Source organism: Haloterrigena salifodinae (assembly GCF_003977755.1).
Taxonomy (GTDB): domain Archaea; phylum Halobacteriota; class Halobacteria; order Halobacteriales; family Natrialbaceae; genus Haloterrigena; species Haloterrigena salifodinae.
Genome location: NZ_RQWN01000006.1, coordinates 86,621 through 107,801, shown reverse-complemented (window position 1 = coordinate 107,801; position 21,181 = coordinate 86,621). Strand labels below are relative to the sequence as shown.

Here is a 21,181-nt window from a genome sequence, read left to right as displayed (position 1 = left end):
GCTTTTTCGCCGAAAAGAGATAATACCGTTCAGGACTCCTCGAGTCCCTTCGAAATGTTCGAAACGTTCGAAATCTCGAGCGCGGAGCGTCGGGTTACTGGATCGAGATTCCAGCGACCGTCGACGCCGGCAGCTCGGCGATCAGAGTGTCGCTGTCGACCGACACGTCGAGTTCCTCGGCGGTGAACTCCTCGGCGTTGTCTGCGTCGACCTCGGCGTCGGCGTCGTGGTCCGCGAACAGCAACTCGGCCTCGACGGTCGCCGAGTCGAGGTCGACGCCCTCGAGGGCGACTTCGATCGTCTTCTCCTCGCGGCAGTCGAGGTTTGTGACGGTCACGTAAGTTTCGTCGTCGTCGACCGACGCGGACGCGCCGACGAGCGGCAGCTCGCGGTCCTCGTCGTCGTCGGCGAGTTCGCGCGTCGGCGTGTCGACCGACGTCTGCACGGCCTCGCTACCCTTGTGCTGTGCGTACAGATCGAAGACGCGGTAGGTGGGACGCGCCCAGGCCTCGTCCTCGTCGGTCTCGATGAGACACTGCAGGACGTTGACCGTCTGTGCGATGTTCGTCATCGTCAGGACGTCGCTGTAGTGGTTGAAGACGTCCAGAACGGCCGCCGCGGAGAGCGCGTCGAGGACGGTCCCCGGCTGCTCGAGCCCGTTGTCGGCCGTCGCCTCGGGATGCCAGGTCCCCCACTCGTCGATGATGACGCCGATGTCGCGGGTCGTCGCGACGGCGTTGATCGCGCCGGCCATCCGCTCGATGTGTCGTTCCATCTCGAGGGCCTCGACGAGCATGCGGTCGTACTGGTCCTCGTCGGCCTCGTCGATGTTCATCCCGCGGCCGTAGTAGTGGTGCAGCGTGAGGTGGTCGAGCGGGAACTCCACGCCCCACCGGGACTGGTTGATCTCCTCGAGGAAGCGGCGGTTCCACTCGTGGCCCTCGAACCCGCAGGCGATGAGCTCGATGTCGTGGTCGAACATCAGGTTCGACTGGGTGCCGACATAGGTGGCGTATCGGCGGTACTCGCGAGCGTACTGTTCGGGCGACATCTGACCGCCACAGCCCCAGTTCTCGTTACCGAGACCCCAGTACTTGACGCCGTAGGGTTCTTCGTGGCCGTTCTCGCGTCGCCGGTCGGCGAGTTCGGTGTCGCCGTCGTAGTTGCAGTACTCGACCCAGTTGGCGGCCTCCTGCGGACTACCCGAACCGACGTTGGCCGCGAGGTACGGCTCCGTGCCGATTCGCTCGCAGAGTTGCAGGAACTCGTCGGTGCCGAAGGCGTTGGACTCCTCGGGGAGGTCCTCGGGACCCTGCGCCCAGAAGAGGTTCCGTCGCCGCGGTCGGTCCTCCTGGGGTCCGACGCCGTCTTCCCAGTGGTAGTCGTCGGCGAAACAGCCGCCGGGCCAGCGAAGAACGGGAATCTCGAGGTCGGCGAGGAGTTCGACGACGTCCTCCCGGTACCCGTCCTCGTCGGCGCTGTCGCTGGTCCAGAGACCCTCGTAGACACATCGTCCGAGGTGTTCGGAGAAGTGACCGTGGACCTCGGGTTCGATGCGGTCGATATCCGCTGCAGTATGAACTGTGATCCGTGCGTTAGCCATCCACACTTCCCTTTCCGTTAAAGTGTTATAAGTTCCCCGGTTTATGTCACGCTAAACCCGGCAAAACCCGCAGTGCGGGAATACCGACCGGCAGTTGAAGACTGCAATTGCGGTATTCGGCGGCCGGTCGCGACCGCGTTATCGCCCGTATGTCGAGGGACGAACGAGAGTCGCTGCGACGAAGCGCCTAACGATCCGTTCTTTCGGCCGATTGAAATCATCACAGAGTACCAAACTATTTGACGGATCGGGTTCGAGAATCACCGAGACAGTGTCCAACAGAGAACATCGATTGGAGGGGTATCGTGATGCAGTCGAATGGCCGTTGGTCCGTCTCTTCGTCCGCTTTAGTCAGGAGCGGCGTCACTGGTTCTCGATCGGACTCCTCGCCGGCTTATTCGAGCGGCTCGCGTCGTTGGTCCCGCCGTTCGTTCTCGGCGTCGCTATCGACGCCGTCTTCAACCAGACGACGGCGTACGACCTGCCGCTCGTCCCGGCCGGGACCATTCCGGCGACGACGGAAGGACAGCTCTGGTTCTCGTTTGCGCTTATCTTCGGATGTTACGTGTTCACGGCGCTGCTGGCGACGGTGCGGATGCTCTCGGTCGACTACTTCTCACACCACCTAATGCACGTCGTTCGCACGTCCACCTACGACAAGATGCAACAGCTGGACGTTCGCTTCTTCGACGGTCACGAGAAGGGCGAACTCATGAGCATCCTGAACAACGACATCTCCAACTTCGAGCAGTTCTTCGATGACGCGCTCACCCGGGCGGTCCGGATCGGGACGGTCCTCCTGGGAATCACCGGGATACTCGTCTATCTGAACTGGCAGCTCGCGATCGTGACGTTGGGGGCAGTCCCCTTGCTCACCGCGTTCACGCTGTGGTTCATGCGCCGGGTCGAGCCGGTCTACGACCGGATTCGATCGAGCGTCGGCGGCATGAACACCCGCCTCGAGAACAACCTCGGCGGGATCCACCTCATCAAGACGATGACGACGGAGTCCTACGAGTCCGACCGCGTCACGGACGTCTCCTACCGTTACTTCGATACGAACTGGCAGCGGATCAAGCTCAACACGCTGTACCATCCGGGGAGTAACTTCATCACGAACGCGTCGTTCGCGGCGACGTTCATCATCGGCGGCTATTGGGTCGTCATTGGGCCGCCGCCGCTGTTCAGCGGGACGCTCACCGTCGGCTCGCTCGTCACTTTCCTCTTTATGAGCCAGCGGTTTACCGGTCCGCTCAAGCAGATCGCGCTCATCATCGAACAGTACGAGAACGCCCGCGCGTCCGGCAAACGCGTCGTCGGCCTTATGGACATGCCCGTCGCCATCGAGGACCGCGAGGACGCGACGGAGCTGACCGACGTCGACGGCCGCGTCGAGTACGACGACGTGAGCTTCGCCTACGACCCCGACGAGGAGTACGTCCTCGAGGACATCTCGTTCGAGGTCGAGCCGGGCGAGACGGTCGCGTTCGTCGGGCCGACCGGCGCGGGTAAGTCCACGGTCGTCCGCCTCCTCATGCGGATGTACGAGACCGACGAGGGGGAGGTCAGGATCGACGGCCACGACGTCTGCGACGTGACGCTGGCGAGTCTCCGGGAGACAATCGGCTACGTCAGTCAGAACAACTACCTCTTCGGCGGCACCGTCAGGGAGAACATCGCGTACGGGACCTTCGACGCGACCGACGAGGAGGTCGTCGACGCCGCCGAGGCCGCACAGGCCCACACGTTCATCGAGGAGCTTCCGGACGGGTACGACACCCAGGTCGGTGAGGAGGGCGTCAAACTCTCCGGCGGGCAGCGCCAGCGGATCGCGCTCGCGCGTATCATCCTCTCGAATCCGGAGATCCTCGTCCTTGACGAGGCGACCAGCGACGTCGACACCGAGACGGAGATGCTCATCCAGCGCTCGATCGAGGAGATCACCGCCGACAGGACGACGTTCGTCATCGCCCACCGACTGTCGACGGTCCGCGATGCCGACACCATTCTCGTCCTCGACGACGGGGAGATCGTCGAGCGAGGGGGTCACGGCGCGTTGCTCGAGCAGGACGGGCTCTACGCGAACCTCTGGAAGGTCCAGGCCGGCGAGATCAACGAACTCCCGGAAACGTTCGTCGAGCGCATCACGCAGAACAACTGAGGCGAGCCGAGGTCGGGTCGGCGGCCGCTACGACCGGAGCCAGACTCGCATCGCTCCCGGTTCGCGGTTGTCCCACGCGTAGTAGGGAATCGCCGTGAACTCGGTCCGTTCTCGAGCCGTCTCGTCGGCCGGCCGGTACAGTTCGCCGTCCCAGCCCTGCCGGTCTGGCACGCTCGCCTCACCTTCGATGACCGTGACGCCCTCGAGCAGGTCCGGTCGGTGCGTCGTCGAGGTCGGCTCCGGGTCCTCGTACTGGTGGAGCGGCCGGTCGTTGTCGACCGCCTCGAGACAGTAGACGAGCGGCCCGCGTTTGAGGGCGACGCGACCGGCGTCGGCCGCTACCGCCGGATGGGCTTCCAGCCGCGTGACCGCCTGCTCGAAGGTCAGCTCGATCCGGTCGTCGTCCCACTCCCGTTCGACCTCGAGGTAGCCCTCGGCGGGCGCGTCGAGCGACTCGCCGTTTACCGTCACCGTCGACGACTCGGCCCACTCTGGGATTCGGAGGCGAAGCGGCACCGACGACCCCTCGGCGTCGACATCGATGGTGACCTCGCCCGACCACGGGAGGGAGCTGTCCTGGGATAGCTCGACGGTCGCGCCGTCGACCGTCGTCTCGACGCTACCGCCAAGGTACTGATTGACGTACAGCGCCGATTCCCGCTGGCTGTAGACGTATTCGCCGAGCGACGCGAGCAGCCGGGCTGCGTTCGGCGGACAGCACGCGCAGGTGAACCAGCCCTTCCGGTGGTGGTCTCCGTCGCTCTCTAAGGGGTTCTCGTAGAAGAACTCGGTTCCGTCGAGCGAGACGCCGGCGAGGAAGCCGTTGTACAGCGTCCGCTCGATGAGGTCCGCGTACTTCGCCTCGCCGGTGAGTTCGAACAGCCGCTGGTTCCAGTAGACGCTCCCGATTGTGGCGCAGGTCTCGGCGTAGGCGTCGTTCCTGAGGTCGTAGTCCGTCGTGAACCCCTCGTGGGCCTCCTCGGGCCCGAGTCCGCCGGTGACGTACATCCGCTTCGTCGTCATGTTCGTCCAGAGGCGCTCGAGGGACTCGATCAACTCGTCTTCGTCCGTCTCGATAGCGAGGTCCGTCGCGGCCGCGAACAGGTACATCGCCCTGACGGAGTGGCCTTCGACGGTCTCCTGGTCCCGGAGTGGCTCGTGGGCCTGAGCGTAGCGCCCGTCGTACGAGCCGTCTTCGTGGGTGAAGACGTCCCGTGCGGCGGAAATGACCTCGCCGTCGTCGTACTCGGCGCCACCGAGCGTCTCCGGGTTGTCGATCTCCCAGGCCAGGCGGTCCTCCTTCCCGCGCAGGTCGATGAAGTACTTCGCGAGCTCGAGATACCGCATCTCGTCGGTGACCCGGTAGAGTTTCAGGAGCGCCAGTTCGATCTCCTCGTGGCCGGGAACGCCATCGACCTCGTCGCCGAAGACGTCGTCGACACGGTCCGCGAAGTCGACCGCCACCTCGAGCAGCGTCTCCTTTTCGGTTGCCCTGTAGTGGGCGACCGCGGCCTCGATGAGATGTCCGGCGCAGTAGAGTTCGTGCATCATGTGGAGGTTCGTCCACCGGTTCTCGGGCTCGACGAGGGAGAAGTACGTGTTCAGGTAGCCGTCGGGCTGCTGTGCGTCGGCGATCAGCGAGATCACCTCGTCGACCTTCGCCTCCAGTTCGGGATCCTCGCGCTGAGAGAGCACGTACGAGGCGGCCTCGATCCACTTGTACGCGTCCGTATCCTGAAACCACATCCCCTGAAACCCGCCGGACTCCTCGTCGGCGACGCGTCGGAAGTTCTCGAGCGTCCCGGACTCCTCGAGCTGGTCGTACTGATAGCTGATCGTTATGTCCCTGTTTCGCTCCCGTCGCGGCGACCAAAAGTCGTCGTCGATCGTGACCTCGGAGAGCGAAATTCCGTCGCTAACTGCATCTCGTGGACCCATGCGTGTAGTTCCCACCCGCTCGTATCGGCCAGTTGGTAATAAAGGTTATCGAAGCGACAGGGCGGCTCCGGAGACCGAAACGCTGCGCGTGAGAGTCGGAACTCGAGCGCTCGAGGGAGTCGCGGGCGAGCACACGAGCGACGATGGCGACGGGATGCGATCAGGTAATTCGTCGTCGAGTCCGTCTGTTCGCTCACGCTGGGCCCGCACGGCGCAGCGAACCAGTGGGTGTGGTGCTGTGGGCACGCTCGTTCTACCGTCGGGCCGAAACTACCGGTCACGCGACTGTAACGTTCCGTAGAGCACAACACCATTCTCTATATTCGAACGACCATCTCTAAAACTGGATATACTGTGGTAACAGTTACCGAGGGACGGTTCGAATCGGTGGGCCGCTACAGCGGCGAATAACGCAGTGTCTCTTCGTCACACACCGGTTCGAATACCGGAATAGCGAGTGTATTTACAGTAGTACTACCGTAATATGGGGCTATTTGCCTCGGCGATACGGCGTTCCGTATAGTTGAAAACCGTTCTCTATACCTAGCAAACTAAGCGCTTCTGGAGAACGGTGTACTGTCTGTCCCTACGGCAGCGATACCGTCCACTGTCGTTCAGTGATAGAGAAGCTTCGGCGAACCCTTGAGAAAGTGGCGCGTCTCAACCAGAACAAAAATTATATTGGTTCGGTGCATAGGGAAACCATGGCAGAACCGAAACACCCGGTCCGAACGGTCGACAGGGCGATGGAGATCGTGGAGATCATTCAGGAACTCGACGGCGCAGGCGTCTCCGAGATCGCCGAGCAGGTCGATATCGGCAAAAGCGCGGTTCACAACCACCTGAACACGCTCGTGAACAGGGAGTACCTCGTCAAGGAGGGCGACGAGTACCAGATCGGCCTCTCGTTCCTCGGCCTCGGCGCGTACGCTCGAGACCGGACCCAGATCTACGAGACCGCCCGGTCCGAGATCGACAAACTCGCCAACGAAACCGGCGAGTTGGCGAACCTCCTCGTCGAGAAAAACGGGATGGGGATCTACCTCTACCAGGCGCAGGGCCAAAATGCCGTGGAGCTCGATACGCACGAAGGAAAGCAGGTCAGGCTGCACTGCACCGGACTGGGCAAGTCGATTCTTGCCTTCCGACCCCGCGACGAAGTCACCGAGATCCTCGACAAGCACGGGATGCCCAAGATGACCGAGCAGACGATCACGGACCGCGATCAACTGTTCAACGAACTCGACCAGATCCGAGAGCAGAAGTACGCGGTCGACAACGAGGAGCGCCTCGCCGGCCTCTGCTGTGTCTCCGCGCCCATTACGAACGGGGAAGAACGGAGCATCGGCGCCATCAGCGTCGCCTGTCCGGTCCACCGGATCAGCGAGGAGCGGTTCTACGAGGAACTTCCGGACGCCGTCCTCGGCACCGCGAACGTCATCGAACTCGAGCACAACTACTCGTAACCCTCTGTCTCCGGACCGTTTCTCGCCGGCCGTTTCCGCGTTCGATGCCGTTTCGCGCGGAGATATCTTGAAGTGATCGCGGCGACACGAACAGAGTATGACCCGACTCGAACGTGTCGCGGACACGCAAAACGACACGGGCGAAGGACCGTTGTGGCACCCCGACGAAGACTGTTTGTTCTGGGTCGATATCCCGGCGGGCAAACTGTATCGGTTCGATCCGGACGCCGAAACGCATACGCTCGCGTACGAAACCGACGGCGACCAGCCGATCGGCGGCTTCACGATCCAGGCCGACGGCTCGCTACTGCTCTTCCAGAACGGTCGAGTCAGTCGCTGGCAGCCGGGTTCGGAATCGGCGACGCTCGTCACCGACGTCGACGTCGACACGCGCTTTAACGACGTCATCGCGGACCCCGAGGGGCGGGTGTTCTGCGGGACGATGCCCGACGAGGATTCGCTGGGCGATCTCTACCGGCTCGACGTCGACGCTACCGTCACGACCGTCGTCGAGGACGTCGACATCGCGAACGGTATGGGCTTTACCGCCGACCTCGAGACGTTCTACTTCACCGAGTCGGAGGCCCACCGGATCTACGCGTTCGACTACGACCGGGAAACTGGGGGGCTCTCGAACCGACGGACGTTCGTCGAGACGCCCGCCGACGACGGGATTCCGGACGGGCTGACCGTCGACGAGGACGACTACGTCTGGTCGGCGCGGTGGAACGGCGGTCGCGCGGTTCGGTACGATCCGACCGGTGACCCGGTCGACCAACTCACCGTTCCCGCACGCAAAGTATCCTCGGTCACCTTCGCCGGTCCCGAATACGACGACCTGTACCTGACGACGGCGCTCGAGGGCGGCGATCGGGAGGCAGAAGGTGACGGCGCCGGCGCGCTCTTCCGAGCGACGGGGCTCGAGACCGGCGGCAGCGAAGCGTTCCGGTCGCGAATCAAAACGGAGTAATTCAGGTGCCGGACGCGGTCAGAACGCGCTGTCGGCGAAGCCGCCGTCGATCGTGACGATCTCGCCGGTTACGAACGAACTGGCGTCGCTACCGAGGTAGATCGCCGCGCCGACGATCTCCTCGCGCTCGGCGACTCGGCCGAGCGGGGTTCGCTCGTCGATGCGCTCGCGTTTCTCGGTACCCTCGGCGTACGTGTCCGCGTTCTGGGGCGTGATGACGAAACCCGGCGCGATCGCGTTGACTCTGATGTCGGGCGAGAGTTCCTTCGCGGACGCACGGGTGAAGGCCTCGACGCCGCCCTTGGCGGCGGTGTACGCCGGCAGGTTCGCCATCGAGAGCCGCGCCGTCAGCGAGGAGATGTTGATGATCGACCCGCCTTCGTCCATCGCCGGCGCGAAGGCCTGGGTCACCCGGCGGACGCCGTCGAGCGCGACGTCGGTGACGAAATCCCAGTCCTCGTCGGAGATGTCCTGGACCGACTTCCGGGAGATCGCTCCCTGCGAGGCGACGACGATGTCGACGCCGCCGAGTTCGTCGACGGCCGTCTCGCGGACGGCCTCGAGCGAGTCGGCGTCGGTGACGTCGCAGGTGACCCGCGCTGTCACGACGCCGCGGTCTTCGATCGCCGAGGCAGTTTCGTCGACTTTCTCCTCGCTGCGACTCGTCGCGATGACGTCGGCGCCCTCCTCGGCGAAGCCGAGGGCGATCGCCTGTCCGATCCCGCTCGTCCCGCCGATGACGACGGCTCGTTTGCCACTGACGGTCACCGGGCTGTGTTGGTAATCGACCATACGGCAAGCGAGACCGTGCGCCCTCATTATGTTTACCCTCTCGAGCGAGCCCGGCGGTGAGCGCGGAGGGGGACGGTCAATTGCGATTGACAGCCTCTGTCGATCGCATCCGTCGGTGATTCGTATCCGAGGGGGGACGGGAACGGAATCGTTCAGATAAGCGGGCTAAGACCGGAAAAGAACGGACCCTCTCCCCTTTTCCCAGAAATACTTTTACGTCTCCCTAGCGTCAAGCCTGAGCAACACATGAGCAATGCATCCCGATCGATAGAGACCGCCGTGTCGACGAAGGTCATCCAGCGTGTTGCGGCAGTCACGGACCGTACGGTGACCGAGTTACCGCCCTTGTACGAGACGATCGATCCGGAGGCACTCGACGCCGTTATCGATTCGGCCGCGACGGACGAGTCAGCGCTGGAGTGCCAATTCACGTACTCAGGCTGTCAGGTTAGTATCACTGAATCCGGAGCCGTTCTCGTCGAAAGAGAGGACTGTTAGCACAAGACGAGGTTGTCGTAACCGCTAGTCATCGGGAGCGCACATCTCGATTCGGCCGAACTCGTCACGTTCTCTGCGCCGGGCTGTCGGCAAACCCCACAGAATTATAACTGCGGGCGAACGATTCGGTACCATGCGTGGATTAGCCAAGACTAGTCGCAGCCAAGGAGGCATGGAACTTATCGAGCGCAACCGTCCGGAACCGAAACCGGACGAGGCGCTGATCGAAGTCGATTACGCGGGTCTCTGTGGCAGCGACGCGGGTATCTACGAGTTTGAATCCGCCTTCGAGCGGATGACCATGCCGACCGTCATCGGTCACGAGTACTCGGGTCGCGTCGTCGAAGTCGGCGACGCCGTGACGAAGTTCTCGGTCGGCGACCGGGTCGTCGAGCGCCCCATCCGCGGCTGCGGCGACTGCTACCAGTGCGAGATCGGCGAGTCGAACGTCTGCCAGAACTCGGTCATCACGGGCGTGGACCACGACGGCGCCTACGAGCCCTACATCGCCGTCCCGGAGGACGCGCTCCACCCCGTCCCCGACGGCGTCGAACAGCAACACGCGGCGATGGTCGAACCGACCAGCATCGCTACCCGCGCCGTCATCCAAAACTCTCGTGTACGCGCCGGCACGCGAGTCCTCGTCGAGGGGCCCGGCCCGATCGGGCTCCTCACCGCCCAGGTCGCCCGCGCACAGGGCGGCGAGGTCGTCGTCAGCGGCGTCGGCCAGGACGCCGAGTACCGCCTCCCGCTCGCCGAAGAGCTCGGTTTCGAGACGCTCAACATCGCCGAGGACGATCTCGACGCTGCCCGCGAGGAACTGACCGACGGCATCGGCTACGACGTCGTCTTCGACACGACGGGCCACCCGTCGGGACTACCGTCGGCCGTCGACGAGGTCCGGAAGGGCGGCCAGATCGTCCTCATCGGACAGACCGGCGAGACGACGATGCCCTACTCGCCCCTCGTCCGCTCGGAAATCGACCTGCAGTGTTCCTACGCGTCGAAGTACGAGGACTTCGAGAACGCGCTGCGCCTGATCGACACTGGCGACGTCGACGCCGAGACGTTCATCGACGACCGGTTCTCGCTATTGGACGCCGACGAAGCCTTCGAGACGTTCGTCGGCGGCGGCACCTGTAAGCCGGTCTTCGACGTCTCGGTACTGCGCGACTGAGGACCCCGCGGGATTTTTTCGTCGGATGCGATCGCTTGAGACGGAAGTTTTAGTAGTGCCTGTTGTAATCTACCACTGTAGATGGATTACAGACAGCTATCCGATCCGAACGCAGAGTACACGATGCGAGACCTCTCCTCGGAGACGATGGAGATTACCAACTCCCGCGGGCCGCGCGACGTCGAGATCACGGACGTTCAGACGACCATCGTCGACGGGAACTACCCGTGGACGCTGGTCCGCGTGTACACCGACGCCGGCATCGTCGGCAACGGCGAATCCTACTGGGGCGCCGGCGACCGAGAGATCATCGAGCGCATGGCGCCCTTCCTCGAGGGAGAGAACCCGCTCGATATCGACCGCCTCTACGAACACCTCGTCCAGAAGCTCTCCGGTGAGGGATCGATCGCCGGGAAAGCGATCTCCGCGATTTCGGGGATCGAACTCGCACTGCACGACGTCGCCGGGAAGATTCTCGAGGTGCCGGCCTACCAGCTCATCGGTGGCAAGTACCGCGACGAGATGCGGATGTACTGCGACTGCCACACCGAGGAGGAAGCCGACCCCGACGCCTGCGCCGACGAGGCCGAGCGCGTCGTCGAGGATCTCGGCTACGACTCCCTGAAGTTCGACCTCGACGTTCCCTCGGGCCACGAGAAGGACCGCGCGAACCGCCATCTTCGGAACCCGGAGATCGAACACAAGGCCGAGATCGTCGAGAAGGTCACCGAGCGCGTCGGCGACCGCGCCGACGTCGCCTTCGACTGTCACTGGTCGTTCAGCGCCGGCAGCGCACACCGCCTCGCCGAGCGCTTGGAGGAGTACGACGTCTGGTGGCTCGAAGACCCAATCCCGCCAGAGAACCACGACGTGCAGGAGGAGGTCACCAAGCGGACGTCGACGCCGATCACGGTCGGCGAGAACGTCTACCGCAACCACGGCAACCGTCGCCTCCTCGAGAACCAGGCCGTCGACATCGTCGCGCCTGACGTGCCTCGCGTCGGCGGTATGCGTCAGACGCGGAAGATCGCCGACCTCGCGGACATGTACTACGTGCCGGTCGCGATGCACAACGTCTCCTCGCCGATCGGGACGATGGCGAGCATCCACGTCGGTGCGGCGATTCCGAACTCGCTGGCCGTCGAGTACCACTCCTACGAACTCGGCTGGTGGTCGGACCTCGTCGAGGAGGACATCATCGAGAACGGCTACGCCGAAGTGCCGGAGAAGCCGGGCCTCGGCCTCACGCTCGACCTCGACGCCGTCGAGGAGCACCTGGCTGACGGCGCCGAGATGTTCGACGAAGCGTAAGCCGACGTCAAGCTCGCAAATCTCTGATTTGCGTTGTTCGACGAAGCGTGAGCTTCGCCGAGCTCGCTGAGATTCACTCAGCAGTTGGCTGACGCGGTGTGAGCCGTCGTCGAACTCTCCGAGCGTTGTCCCACGCTGTCCCATAGCAACATCGTGTCCGCAACGCTTCGATCCGGTGGGCCGAGAGAACGCGGGAGCGGACGAAGTGAGGTGGAAGTCGAGAATCGACGACTCCCGTCGACGGCGGCGTTACGCTGTCTCTGACGTTTTCTGGCGCTTGCTCGTTCGCCAGCGACTGCTCGAGCGCGCTTCGCTGTGTCGATTCGGTACGCGATCGGCTAGTCACGTCGATCGCACGATTGGCAACGACGGCACGACGAAAGACGGCGAAAACGAGTCGGTGCTTACGCCAGCGGGAGGATCGTCGAGAACACGAGCGTGCTCAGTAGGCCGACGATCCCGATGAGGGTGGTCGCGACGGTCCACGTCTTCAGCGTCTCGGCTTGCGTGAGGCCGCCGATTTCCTTGACGATCCAGAAGCCGCTGTCGTTGTACCACGAACAGAACGACGCCCCCGCACCGATGGACATGACGAGGTACGCGGTGTTAACGTCGAGTCCGCTCGCTAACGGAGCCATGATACCGGCGGTCGTGACGATCGCGACCGTCGCCGATCCCTGAACGAGGCGGACGCCCGCGGCGATCACCCACGCCGTCACGATCAGTCCGAAACCGACTCCCTCCAGCCCGTTCGCGATGTACTCGCCGGCGCCGGCCGCCTGGAGCATCGCGCCGAAGGCGCCGCCGGCGGCGGTGATGGCGGCGATGTTACCGCCGCTCTTGAGCGCGTCCGTGAGTTCGTCAGAGAACGCATCGCTGTCGAGATCGCTCATCCGGTAGTACGTAAACGCCGCCGCGAGCGCGGCCACCGTGAGCGCGAGGTTCGGGTCTCCGAAGAAGCCCGTAATACCGCCTATCGACGCGTCCTCTCCGAGGACCGTCTGCGTCGTCGTGTCCGCGGTCACGAGGAGGACGGCGAGCAGAATCGGGAGCAGTGACTCGAGCAATCCGGGGAGCTGATGCGTCTCGATCTGGTTTTGCTCCTCGAGTTCTTCGACCGTCGTTCCCATCGTGTCTCGGAGCGGGATTTCGATTCGCTGGTTGATCCAGTAGCCGTAGCCCAGTCCCGAGATGAGCGCAGTCGGAAAGCCGACAAGGACGCCGATCAGGATGGTACTTCCGAGGTCAGCATCGAGCCGGTCGACGGCGAGCAGTGGTCCGGGAGTCGGCGGAACGAAGCCGTGCGTGACCACGCCGGCGGCGCCCATGGCGACGATGTACAGCGCGTAGTTCTTGCCGTCGCGTGCGCGAGCGGATCGCGCCAGCGGCGCGAGCAGGTAGAAGACGTTGTCGAAGAACACGGGGACGGACATGATGAAACTGCTGCCGAACAGCGAAATCTCCGTGTTGTCCTCGCCGAAGAGGCTCGTGAACGCCCGAACGATACGGTTCGCGGCGCCGCTTTCGACCATCGCCTTCCCGATGATCGCCGCCATGAGGATGGGGATACCGATGCCGGCCATGTTGTCGCCAAAGGCCGCCGCGAACTCTCCGGGCACGTCGGCGAACGCGATCGCCGGCGCGACGAGGCCGACCGTAAACCCGGCGACGACGAGCGAAACGAACGCCGGGAGGTCGAGGACGACGAGTAGCAGGAGGATGGCTATAATCCCTGCTATGACAGCGACGAGCGGTGCCTGACCGCCAAGTTGCAGTACTGTATTGTTGACCATCACCGTATCGTCACTCATGGTCCTTCTTTATTTTTTTGTGTGTTTTAGATTCAATTCGCTGTGACATAAGTCGCGTAGCGTGAGTCTGGTTCGACTCGTAGAGCGCCGGATGCGCGTACTCGCGGCGTCTCAGGTGAACGTCTGGATCGGAGTGTACTTGAGGGGTCGGCGAAGCGAGCCGAATAACGGCCGGCGGTCAGCGTAGAGTTCTCGCGGTGTCACCTTGTGATTGACAGAACCCTGTTCAGTCGGCGCTACGAGTCGAGTTCAATATGAATCGATCGCATTCGAAGAGCGACCGACGTCGGAAGTCGATCGCCCCTTCCGTCGTTCCGAAACGAGAACGGCAGGAGTCAGTTCACGCGGATGACGTGGCGTCGTGCCCCGCCAACCCCGTTAGTAGTTGTCGTAGACCGTCTTGCTGATCTGGTAGAAGTCCAGTCCGGCGTCGCCCTGCTCGCGGTAGGTCTCGCTCGAGGAGTCCTTCATGCCGCCGAAGGGGACGTGCAGCTCGAGGCCGGTGGTCTTCTCGTTGATCTTCACGACGCCCGCCTCGACCTCCTCGACGAAGCGGTTCGCCTCGGTGTGGTCGTCCGTGACGACGCTGGCCGAGAGGCCGAAGTCGACATCGTTGGTGACCTCGATACCCTCGTCGAAGTCGCTGACCGGGATGACTGCGAGGACCGGTCCGAAGACCTCCTCCTGTGCGAGGCGCATGTCGTTGTCCACGTCGGAGAAGACGGCGGGCTCGACGAAGTAGCCCTCGCGGTCGAGTTCGTTCCCGCCGCACTCGAGGGTCGCGCCCTCGTCTTCGGCGATGTCGACGTACTCGAGGGTGCTCTCGAGTTCGGACTCGCTGACGTGGGGCCCCATGCCGGGGTCGTCCAGCCCGTGGCCGTGGTCGATCGCCTCGGCGCGCTCGACGATTGCCTCGACGAACTCGTCGTAGATCTCCTCGTCGACGATAGCGCGGGACGCGGCCGTACACGCCTGCCCGGTGACGCCGAACGCGCCCGCGGAGACGATATCGGCCGCTTCCTCGACGTCCGCGCTGTCGGTGACGAGGGTGGGGTTCTTGCCGCCCATCTCCAGCTGGACGCGCTTGCCGTCCTCGGTCGCGGTGTCGTAGACGGCGTTCCCAACCTGCGTGCTGCCGGTAAAGGAGACGGCGTCGACCGCGGAGTGACCGGCGATCGCGTCGCCGACCGTGCTGCCCGGGCCGGTGACGACGTTGATGACGCCGTCGGGGAGGCCGGCCTCCTCGAGGGCGGACGCCATCTCGTGGACGACGCCGGGTGCCAGCGTCGCCGGCTTGATGACGATCGTGTTACCCGCGGCCAGCGCGGGCGCGATCTTCCAGGCCGGAATGGCGATGGGGTAGTTCCACGGCGTGATCAGCCCGGCGACGCCGAGCGGTTCGTTCTTCGTGTAGAGGTTCGTGTTGCGGGCGCTGGAGCTTTTGACCGTGCCGCCGAGGTCGCTGGCTTTGGCGCCGTAGTAGTGGAAGATGTCGATCGCTCGCTGTACCTCGCCGCCAGCCTCGCTCCAGGTCTTGCCCTCCTCGCGGACGAGCAGTTCGGTGAGGTCGTCCTTTCGGTCGGCGAGCAGCGAACCGGTCTCGGTGAGGATTCGCCCGCGCTCGGGGCCGGGGGTCGTCCCCCAGTCGTCGCTCGCCGCGTCGGCGGCCTCGATGGCCTGTTCCGTGTCCTCGGCGTCGGACTGGGGATAGGTCGCGACGACTTCCTCCGGGCTCGCCGGGTCGGTCGTTTCGAACGTTTCGCCGGTGTGCGATTCGGTCCACTCGCCGTCGATGTAATTCAAGCGGTCGTCAGGCATACACCCGTAGTTCGGACTATGGTCTGATAACGTTTTGTGATTCGACGAGGGCTGCCCCGACATCTGCCACGGACGGGAGTTTTATTATCAAGAAGCTACTTTGACTGTTCATGCGGTATCATCGCCTTCCCGATGGAGACGGGTATAGATTGATTGCCGACGATGGAGACGCTGCCTACGATTTGACGGCGGTTAAACCTCGTCTCAACGGATTCACCGAGCTCGCCGCGGCGGCAAACGTCGCCGACACGAGAGTAGACAAGCTCGCGGAAACGCTCGCGGAGACCGCGCCGACGGTCGACCGCGAGGCCTTAGCCGACAGCGCGCTGCCGATCGTTCCCGACGAAGTCTGGGCGGCCGGCGTCACCTACGAGATCAGCGAGGAAGCTCGCGAGGCCGAAAGCGGCATGCCGGAGATGTACGTGCAGGTCTACGAGGCCGAGCGGCCGGAGATCTTCTTCAAGGCCACGCCGAGCCGAACCGTCGGACCCGATGAGTCGGTCGGCATCCGCGCGGACTCGGCGTGGGACGTCCCGGAGCCGGAGCTGGGGATCGTCCTCTACGACGGCGAGATCGTCGGCTACACGGTCGGCAACGACATGAGCAGCCGATCGATCGAGGGCGAGAACCCGCTCTACCTCCCGCAGGCGAAGGTGTACGACAAGTGCTGTTCGCTCGGGCCCTGCATCGCGTCGGCCGAGAGCGTCGGCGACCCCCACGAGCTGACGATGACGATGGAGATCAGCCGCGACGGGGAGACGCTCTACGAGGGCGAAACCTCGACCGGCGAGATGGACCGCTCCTGCGAGGAACTCGTCGAGTACTGGTGCGATCACAACTCCGTTCCGCAGAACGGCGTGCTCCTCACGGGAACGTCGCTCGTCCCGGACGAAGGGTTCACACTCCGACCGGACGACGAGGTGCGCATCGAAATCGATCGGATCGGCGAACTCGTCAACACCGTCGTCGAAGTGTGAGTCACGCCGAGGACGCGCGTACGGAACGATTCGACGAAACCTGAACGAAACTGGTGTCGCGCGCGGATACCCGAGACTGAAGCTACTGAACACCGTTTTGGATCATGCCGAACATAACCTTCGTCGGCGCCGGGAGTGTCGTATTCGCGAAGAACCTGCTGACGGATCTCTTCTCGTTCGAGCGGCTGCAAGACAGCACGATCACGCTGATGGATATCGATCCGAATCGGGTAGCGCGGACCGCCGAGATCGGGGAGGCGATCGTCGATCACCACGATCTCCCCGGGGAGATCCGCGCGACGACCGATCGGCGCGACGCCCTTGAGGGCGCCGACTACGTCTTCAACATGATCAACGTCGGCGGCGAAGAACCGTTCGAGAACGAGATCCGGATTCCCGAGGAGTACGGGGTCAAGCAGGCCGTCGGCGACACGCTCGGTCCCGGCGGCATCTTCCGTGCGCTGCGAACCGCTCCGACGGTGATCGATATCGCCCGGGACATGGAGGAACTCTGTCCCGACGCGCTCTTGTTGAACTACACGAACCCGATGGCGATCCTCTGCTGGGCGGTCGACGAAGCGACGGACGTCGACATGGTCGGCCTCTGTCACAGCGTCCAGCACACGACCGCGGCTATCGGCCGGTATCTCGACGTCCCGAGCGAGGAGCTCCAACACTGGGTGGCCGGCATCAACCACATGGCGTGGTACCTCGAGTTAGAACATGAGGGGGAAGACTGTTACCCGGCGCTTCGAGACGCAGCGGACGATCCCGACATCTACGCGCAGGATCCGGTCCGATTCGACGTAATGGACCACTTCGGGGCGTTCATCACGGAATCGAGCCACCACCTGAGCGAGTACCTCCCGTACTTCCGGACGGACCAGGACGTCATCGACGAGTTGACTCCCGAAGAGGCGTTCGGCCACTACACGGTCGAGTGGATGCCAACGGGACGGTATCTGGAACACTGGCGCTCCTACCAGCCGGATCTCGAGGGCGAGTTCGAGGTCACTGAAGACGACGTCGCGCTCGAGCGCTCCCCGGAGTACGGCTCGCGAATCGTCCACTCGATCGAGACCGACGAGGAGCGGCGCATGAACATCAACCTCCGGAACGACACCGGCGCCATCGAGAACCTTCCGGACGAGTCGTGCGTCGAGGTACCGTGTCTGGTCGACGGGCGAGGGGTTCACCCCTGCTCCGTCGGAAACCTGCCGCCGCAGCTCGCGGCGTTGAATCGGACGAACATCGCCGTTCAGGAACGCACGGTGACCGCGATACTCGAGCGAGACGAGACCGCGCTGCGCCAGGCCGTGAAGCTCGATCCGCTCACGGCGGCCGCGCTCGATCTCGAGACGATCGACGAGATGGTCGACGACCTGCTGGCAGCGAACGCCGAGTATCTACCCAACCTGAACTGACGCTCCCGATCGGTCGCCTCTCGACGATTCTGCGGCCGGTCACCGATCGAGGCCCGCTCGTACGTCCAGTACGGGCGTCAGTAACGAGCGGCTCCCGAGAAGAACGCGGCCACCGCGCGACCGACCGGGTGCCGACGGGACGGTAACACTCATTACGGGCAACTCGAGTCTAGTACAAAATGCACGCTCGACGAGGGTCCGACGGAACGGCGAACCGGTCGAGCCGCTGGACCGACCGACCGCAGTCGCGTAACTGCCGGCTGGGCGGTCAGTCAGCGGCTCGTATCGGAGACGGTGAGACGACGGCGACCGTCTGTTGGAAACCGACGCGACCGTTCGCCTCACGGGTGCGACGATGAACACGTCGGACGACATCCGTTCGGTCCACCACGGGCTCGGGGTCGCGTTCAGATCCGCGTACGATAACAGCAGTACGATGGTCGTCGTCAGCCTCCTCTGGTTCGTCGCATCCCTCCCGCTCATCACTATCGGGCCGGCCACGCTCGCCGCTTACAAGGCCGTACTGACGCTCCGCGAAGAGGGAGAGATCGACCGCGACGCGGTCGCCTCTACCCTTTCACAGCACTGGCATAATTCCGTGCTCCTCAGCGGCGTGTTCGTCGCCTTCGCGGCCGTCACCGTCGGCTACGCCACCAACTACATTCTGACTGGAGCCGTACAGTCGGGCGCCCTCGCGGTCGTCGCGTGCTACTTGACCGCTCACCTCAGCGCCGTGCTCGTCGTGGCGTTCGTCCGCTTAGCGGAGGGAAACGCGGTCTACGATGCGGTTACGAGCGGCTACTCCTGGACCACTATCCATCCGTTCGACACCGTGCTCCTCGGCTTCGTCAGCATTGGGTTATTCGTCGTCAGCGTCGTTCTCACCGTTACCGTGTGTCTGGCGTTCCCGTTCCTGTTGTTCACGTTCCACGTCGCCGTCGTCGCCGAGCGTGAGAGGTGACGAAGAACGGCGCTTCGTAACGGGTCGTCGCGATCGGACGGCGTTGTCGAAACGACGCGCGTTGCGCGCGTGGGCTTCGACTTCGGTAGGGTACCGGTACCTCCCGATCAGTCGTCCAGTTCGTGGCGGACGAACGTCACCGGACACGGCGAGGAGAGCATCACCGCTTGCGAGACGCTCCCGAAGACCGCTTTCCCGGTCGGGCTTCGGTTCCGGCCGCCGACGAATACGCGGTCGGCGTCGATCGATTCGGCGACCCTGATGATCTCCTCCTCCGGCTTCCCGATTTCGCCGCGAATCGTGTAGTCGACGCCGGCCTGCTCGAACTTCTCGATGAGTTCGTGGATCGTCATATTCCGTCGCGCGACCATGTCCACGTCGACGTCCTCTTCGGACGGGTCGAACTCCAGTTTCCCAGCCGTGTCGTCGAACTCGTCCTCCGAAAAGACCTGCAGCAGGACGATCATCGCGCCGGTTGGCTTCGCGACATCTATCGTCTCGGTCGCGAGGCGAGTCATTCGATCGCGGTCACCGGGACCGATTCCGATCAGTATCGTATTGAACGACATACGATACCATTTGTACAGGTATTCATAAATATTGCTCCCGAATCGGGAGACTCCGCTGTGATACGTGGCACTCCGTGATGCAGTTCGGAGCGACGAGCGAGATCGATCCGCCTCGACTCGAGTCCGGTCTCAACCCGTCCGATTGAGCCGAGATTCGTTCGGGCGTCAGCGGGACGCTGTCGCCGACCGACAGCAGCTCCGACGGCCGATGCGGTTCGGCTACTTCGGGGAAAGACTATTATATACAAATAGTAATGGAGATACTGCGGTGACGAATGTATGAAGAATCCAGCGACCGGCGACGACTGTACGCGTAGAGAGCACCTGCAAGCGATCGGAGCGCTCGCTGCCGTCGGCCTCGGCACGGCCGGCAGCGTCCCCGTAACGAAAGCCTGCCAGAGTTCGGGTAACAAACACCGCGGAGACACGCTCTATTCCCCGCCGGAGGGAGCGCCGGCGCCGGGTGCGATGTACCCTCGCGTCGAACGCCTCGAGTTCAGTCCGGGCGGTAACGAGACGCTGCTCGCGACGTTCGAGTACTATCCGTCGATGAGCGGCGGTTCGGAACCGTACTTCCCGGTCTATCGGAGCACGGACGGCGGCCAGACGTGGTCGATGTTCTCGGAAATTCACGATCAGAGCGGCAAGGACTGGGGATTGCGGTACCAGCCGACGCTGTACGAACTCCCCGAGGAAACCGGGCCGTGGCCGGCCGGGACGGTCCTCGCCGCCGGGAACGCGATTCCGATTCTCGACGACCCCGACGACGTCGAGGAGGGTGAAACCGGCGAACTCGGCGACACGAGTATCGACCTGTACGCGAGTACCGACCACGGAGAGTCGTGGGAGTACGTCAGCACCGTCGTAACCGGCGGCCCGGCGTATCCGCACGCGGGCCACAGCCCTGTGTGGGAGCCCGAACTACAGCTGGACGCGGACGGAAATCTCGTCTGTTACTTCGCCGACGAACGACAGGCGGACGACGACGGTTACAACCAACTCGTCGGCCTCAAGGCGTCGACCGACGGCGGTCGGACGTGGGATGACGAGGAGTTCGTGACCGCGGTTCCGAACGGAACCGATCGGCCCGGCATGCCGGGCGTCGTCGAACTACCGAACGGCACCTATATGGCCGCCTACGAGGTCGTCGGCTCCGACACCGTGAACGGCGAAGTGAGAGTCAAAACATCACCCGACGGTCGCGACTGGGGCGATCCGACGGATCTCGGGCAACAGGTCGTCACCGACGACGGGCGGCGCTTCATCAACGGCCCGTCCATCACGTGGACGCCGAGAGGTGGACCCGACGGGACGATTCTCGTCTCCGCCAAGCAACTGGTCGACGGGAACCGGGAACTGGCCGACGGCAACGGCGAGGTCCTCCTCGCCAACACGAACCTCGACGGGAGCGGCAGTTGGACCCCGGTCGAGGCGCCGCTGTCCTTCGAAACGGAGAGCGAACTCGGCGGCCGGATTTTCGTCGGGTGGACGACGCCGATTCTCCCGTCCCCGAACGGCAAACAACTCCTCCAGATGACCTCGACCGCGATGAACGATGAACTCTGCGAGATCCGGTACGCGGAGCGTCCGTTGAAGTTGAACAAGCTCTGAGAACGCGGGCTGGCTAGGCAACTGTTACCATCTCATTTATTTTCGGTCGCCCAGACGCCGGTTCGCGTCGCATTTCTCATTGGACTCTCGTCGA

At 63.6% G+C, this 21,181-nt stretch carries 16 protein-coding genes; 10 read left to right on the top strand and 6 right to left on the bottom strand.

Going from position 1 to position 21,181, the window contains the following annotated elements; translation table 11 throughout:
- Positions 1–94: 94 nt before the first annotated feature.
- The gene (locus EH209_RS21715; RefSeq protein ID WP_126664906.1) at positions 95–1,603 is read right to left on the bottom strand and encodes an alpha-N-arabinofuranosidase; all 1,509 of its coding nucleotides are present in this window, start codon (positions 1,601–1,603) and stop codon (positions 95–97) included.
- A gap of 271 nt (positions 1,604–1,874) precedes the next feature.
- Between EH209_RS21715 and EH209_RS21710 the strand changes: the two genes are divergently transcribed.
- Positions 1,875–3,764: an ABC transporter ATP-binding protein gene (locus EH209_RS21710; protein WP_126664905.1), complete on the top strand. Its 1,890-nt coding sequence runs from the start codon at positions 1,875–1,877 to the stop codon at positions 3,762–3,764.
- Between the two features lie 27 nt (positions 3,765–3,791).
- Here EH209_RS21710 and EH209_RS21705 read toward each other — a convergent pair whose 3' ends face one another.
- A complete protein-coding gene (locus EH209_RS21705; protein WP_126664904.1) occupies positions 3,792–5,702 on the bottom strand; it encodes a glycoside hydrolase family 127 protein in 1,911 nt (636 codons plus the stop codon).
- Positions 5,703–6,406: 704 nt separating this feature from the next.
- On the opposite strand from EH209_RS21705, the gene EH209_RS21700 reads away from it, so the two are divergent.
- Complete coding sequence (locus EH209_RS21700) at positions 6,407–7,168, top strand: IclR family transcriptional regulator (protein ID WP_008895716.1); 762 nt, start codon at positions 6,407–6,409, stop codon at positions 7,166–7,168.
- A gap of 97 nt (positions 7,169–7,265) precedes the next feature.
- Positions 7,266–8,138: an SMP-30/gluconolactonase/LRE family protein gene (locus EH209_RS21695; protein WP_126664903.1), complete on the top strand. Its 873-nt coding sequence runs from the start codon at positions 7,266–7,268 to the stop codon at positions 8,136–8,138.
- An 18-nt stretch (positions 8,139–8,156) separates the two neighbouring features.
- On the opposite strand, the gene EH209_RS21690 is transcribed toward EH209_RS21695, so the two are convergent.
- The gene (locus tag EH209_RS21690; protein ID WP_126664902.1) at positions 8,157–8,930 is read right to left on the bottom strand and encodes an SDR family NAD(P)-dependent oxidoreductase; all 774 of its coding nucleotides are present in this window, start codon (positions 8,928–8,930) and stop codon (positions 8,157–8,159) included.
- 246 nt (positions 8,931–9,176) lie between these two features.
- Between EH209_RS21690 and EH209_RS21685 the strand changes: the two genes are divergently transcribed.
- The 3 genes from EH209_RS21685 to EH209_RS21675 all read left to right on the top strand — a co-directional run bounded on the left by EH209_RS21685 (position 9,177) and on the right by EH209_RS21675 (position 11,916).
- Positions 9,177–9,428, top strand: a complete 252-nt coding sequence (locus EH209_RS21685; protein WP_126664901.1) for a HalOD1 output domain-containing protein — start codon at positions 9,177–9,179, stop codon at positions 9,426–9,428.
- Between the two features lie 133 nt (positions 9,429–9,561).
- The gene (locus EH209_RS21680; protein ID WP_126664900.1) at positions 9,562–10,605 is read left to right on the top strand and encodes a zinc-dependent alcohol dehydrogenase; all 1,044 of its coding nucleotides are present in this window, start codon (positions 9,562–9,564) and stop codon (positions 10,603–10,605) included.
- Between the two features lie 81 nt (positions 10,606–10,686).
- The gene (locus tag EH209_RS21675; protein ID WP_126664899.1) at positions 10,687–11,916 is read left to right on the top strand and encodes a mandelate racemase/muconate lactonizing enzyme family protein; all 1,230 of its coding nucleotides are present in this window, start codon (positions 10,687–10,689) and stop codon (positions 11,914–11,916) included.
- Positions 11,917–12,320: 404 nt separating this feature from the next.
- Here the strand turns inward: EH209_RS21675 and EH209_RS21670 are convergent, their stop codons facing one another.
- Both EH209_RS21670 and xacF read right to left on the bottom strand, forming a co-directional pair.
- Positions 12,321–13,727, bottom strand: coding sequence for a GntP family permease (locus EH209_RS21670; protein ID WP_249038880.1), 1,407 nt, complete (start codon positions 13,725–13,727; stop codon positions 12,321–12,323).
- Positions 13,728–14,105: 378 nt separating this feature from the next.
- The gene (gene xacF / locus EH209_RS21665) at positions 14,106–15,545 is read right to left on the bottom strand and encodes a 2,5-dioxovalerate dehydrogenase (protein ID WP_126664898.1); all 1,440 of its coding nucleotides are present in this window, start codon (positions 15,543–15,545) and stop codon (positions 14,106–14,108) included.
- A 110-nt stretch (positions 15,546–15,655) separates the two neighbouring features.
- Here xacF and EH209_RS21660 point away from each other — a divergent pair, with 110 nt between their 5' ends.
- The 3 genes from EH209_RS21660 to EH209_RS21650 all read left to right on the top strand — a co-directional run bounded on the left by EH209_RS21660 (position 15,656) and on the right by EH209_RS21650 (position 18,907).
- Complete coding sequence (locus EH209_RS21660; protein WP_126664897.1) at positions 15,656–16,522, top strand: fumarylacetoacetate hydrolase family protein; 867 nt, start codon at positions 15,656–15,658, stop codon at positions 16,520–16,522.
- A gap of 104 nt (positions 16,523–16,626) precedes the next feature.
- Entirely contained in the window at positions 16,627–17,946 is a 1,320-nt protein-coding gene (melA, locus tag EH209_RS21655) for an alpha-galactosidase (RefSeq protein ID WP_126664896.1), read from the top strand.
- Between the two features lie 436 nt (positions 17,947–18,382).
- Complete coding sequence (locus EH209_RS21650) at positions 18,383–18,907, top strand: hypothetical protein (RefSeq protein WP_249038879.1); 525 nt, start codon at positions 18,383–18,385, stop codon at positions 18,905–18,907.
- 107 nt (positions 18,908–19,014) lie between these two features.
- On the opposite strand, the gene EH209_RS21645 is transcribed toward EH209_RS21650, so the two are convergent.
- Complete coding sequence (locus EH209_RS21645; protein ID WP_126664894.1) at positions 19,015–19,476, bottom strand: universal stress protein; 462 nt, start codon at positions 19,474–19,476, stop codon at positions 19,015–19,017.
- A 279-nt stretch (positions 19,477–19,755) separates the two neighbouring features.
- Here EH209_RS21645 and EH209_RS21640 point away from each other — a divergent pair, with 279 nt between their 5' ends.
- A complete protein-coding gene (locus tag EH209_RS21640) occupies positions 19,756–21,087 on the top strand; it encodes a sialidase family protein (RefSeq protein ID WP_126664893.1) in 1,332 nt (443 codons plus the stop codon).
- The last annotated feature ends 94 nt before the right edge of the window (positions 21,088–21,181 follow it).

What these genes read in the sequence shown, in the direction of transcription:
- EH209_RS21715 (WP_126664906.1), bottom strand. Translation starts at nt 1,603, where the DNA reads ATGGCTAACGCACGGATCACAGTTCATACTGCAGCGGATATCGACCGC.
- EH209_RS21705 (WP_126664904.1), bottom strand. Translation starts at nt 5,702, where the DNA reads ATGGGTCCACGAGATGCAGTTAGCGACGGAATTTCGCTCTCCGAGGTC.
- EH209_RS21700 (WP_008895716.1), top strand. Translation starts at nt 6,407, where the DNA reads ATGGCAGAACCGAAACACCCGGTCCGAACGGTCGACAGGGCGATGGAG.
- EH209_RS21695 (WP_126664903.1), top strand. Translation starts at nt 7,266, where the DNA reads ATGACCCGACTCGAACGTGTCGCGGACACGCAAAACGACACGGGCGAA.
- EH209_RS21690 (WP_126664902.1), bottom strand. Translation starts at nt 8,930, where the DNA reads ATGGTCGATTACCAACACAGCCCGGTGACCGTCAGTGGCAAACGAGCC.
- EH209_RS21685 (WP_126664901.1), top strand. Translation starts at nt 9,177, where the DNA reads ATGAGCAATGCATCCCGATCGATAGAGACCGCCGTGTCGACGAAGGTC.
- EH209_RS21680 (WP_126664900.1), top strand. Translation starts at nt 9,562, where the DNA reads ATGCGTGGATTAGCCAAGACTAGTCGCAGCCAAGGAGGCATGGAACTT.
- EH209_RS21675 (WP_126664899.1), top strand. Translation starts at nt 10,687, where the DNA reads ATGGATTACAGACAGCTATCCGATCCGAACGCAGAGTACACGATGCGA.
- EH209_RS21670 (WP_249038880.1), bottom strand. Translation starts at nt 13,727, where the DNA reads ATGAGTGACGATACGGTGATGGTCAACAATACAGTACTGCAACTTGGC.
- xacF (WP_126664898.1), bottom strand. Translation starts at nt 15,545, where the DNA reads ATGCCTGACGACCGCTTGAATTACATCGACGGCGAGTGGACCGAATCG.
- EH209_RS21660 (WP_126664897.1), top strand. Translation starts at nt 15,656, where the DNA reads ATGCGGTATCATCGCCTTCCCGATGGAGACGGGTATAGATTGATTGCC.
- melA (WP_126664896.1), top strand. Translation starts at nt 16,627, where the DNA reads ATGCCGAACATAACCTTCGTCGGCGCCGGGAGTGTCGTATTCGCGAAG.
- EH209_RS21650 (WP_249038879.1), top strand. Translation starts at nt 18,383, where the DNA reads ATGGTCGTCGTCAGCCTCCTCTGGTTCGTCGCATCCCTCCCGCTCATC.
- EH209_RS21645 (WP_126664894.1), bottom strand. Translation starts at nt 19,476, where the DNA reads ATGTCGTTCAATACGATACTGATCGGAATCGGTCCCGGTGACCGCGAT.
- EH209_RS21640 (WP_126664893.1), top strand. Translation starts at nt 19,756, where the DNA reads ATGAAGAATCCAGCGACCGGCGACGACTGTACGCGTAGAGAGCACCTG.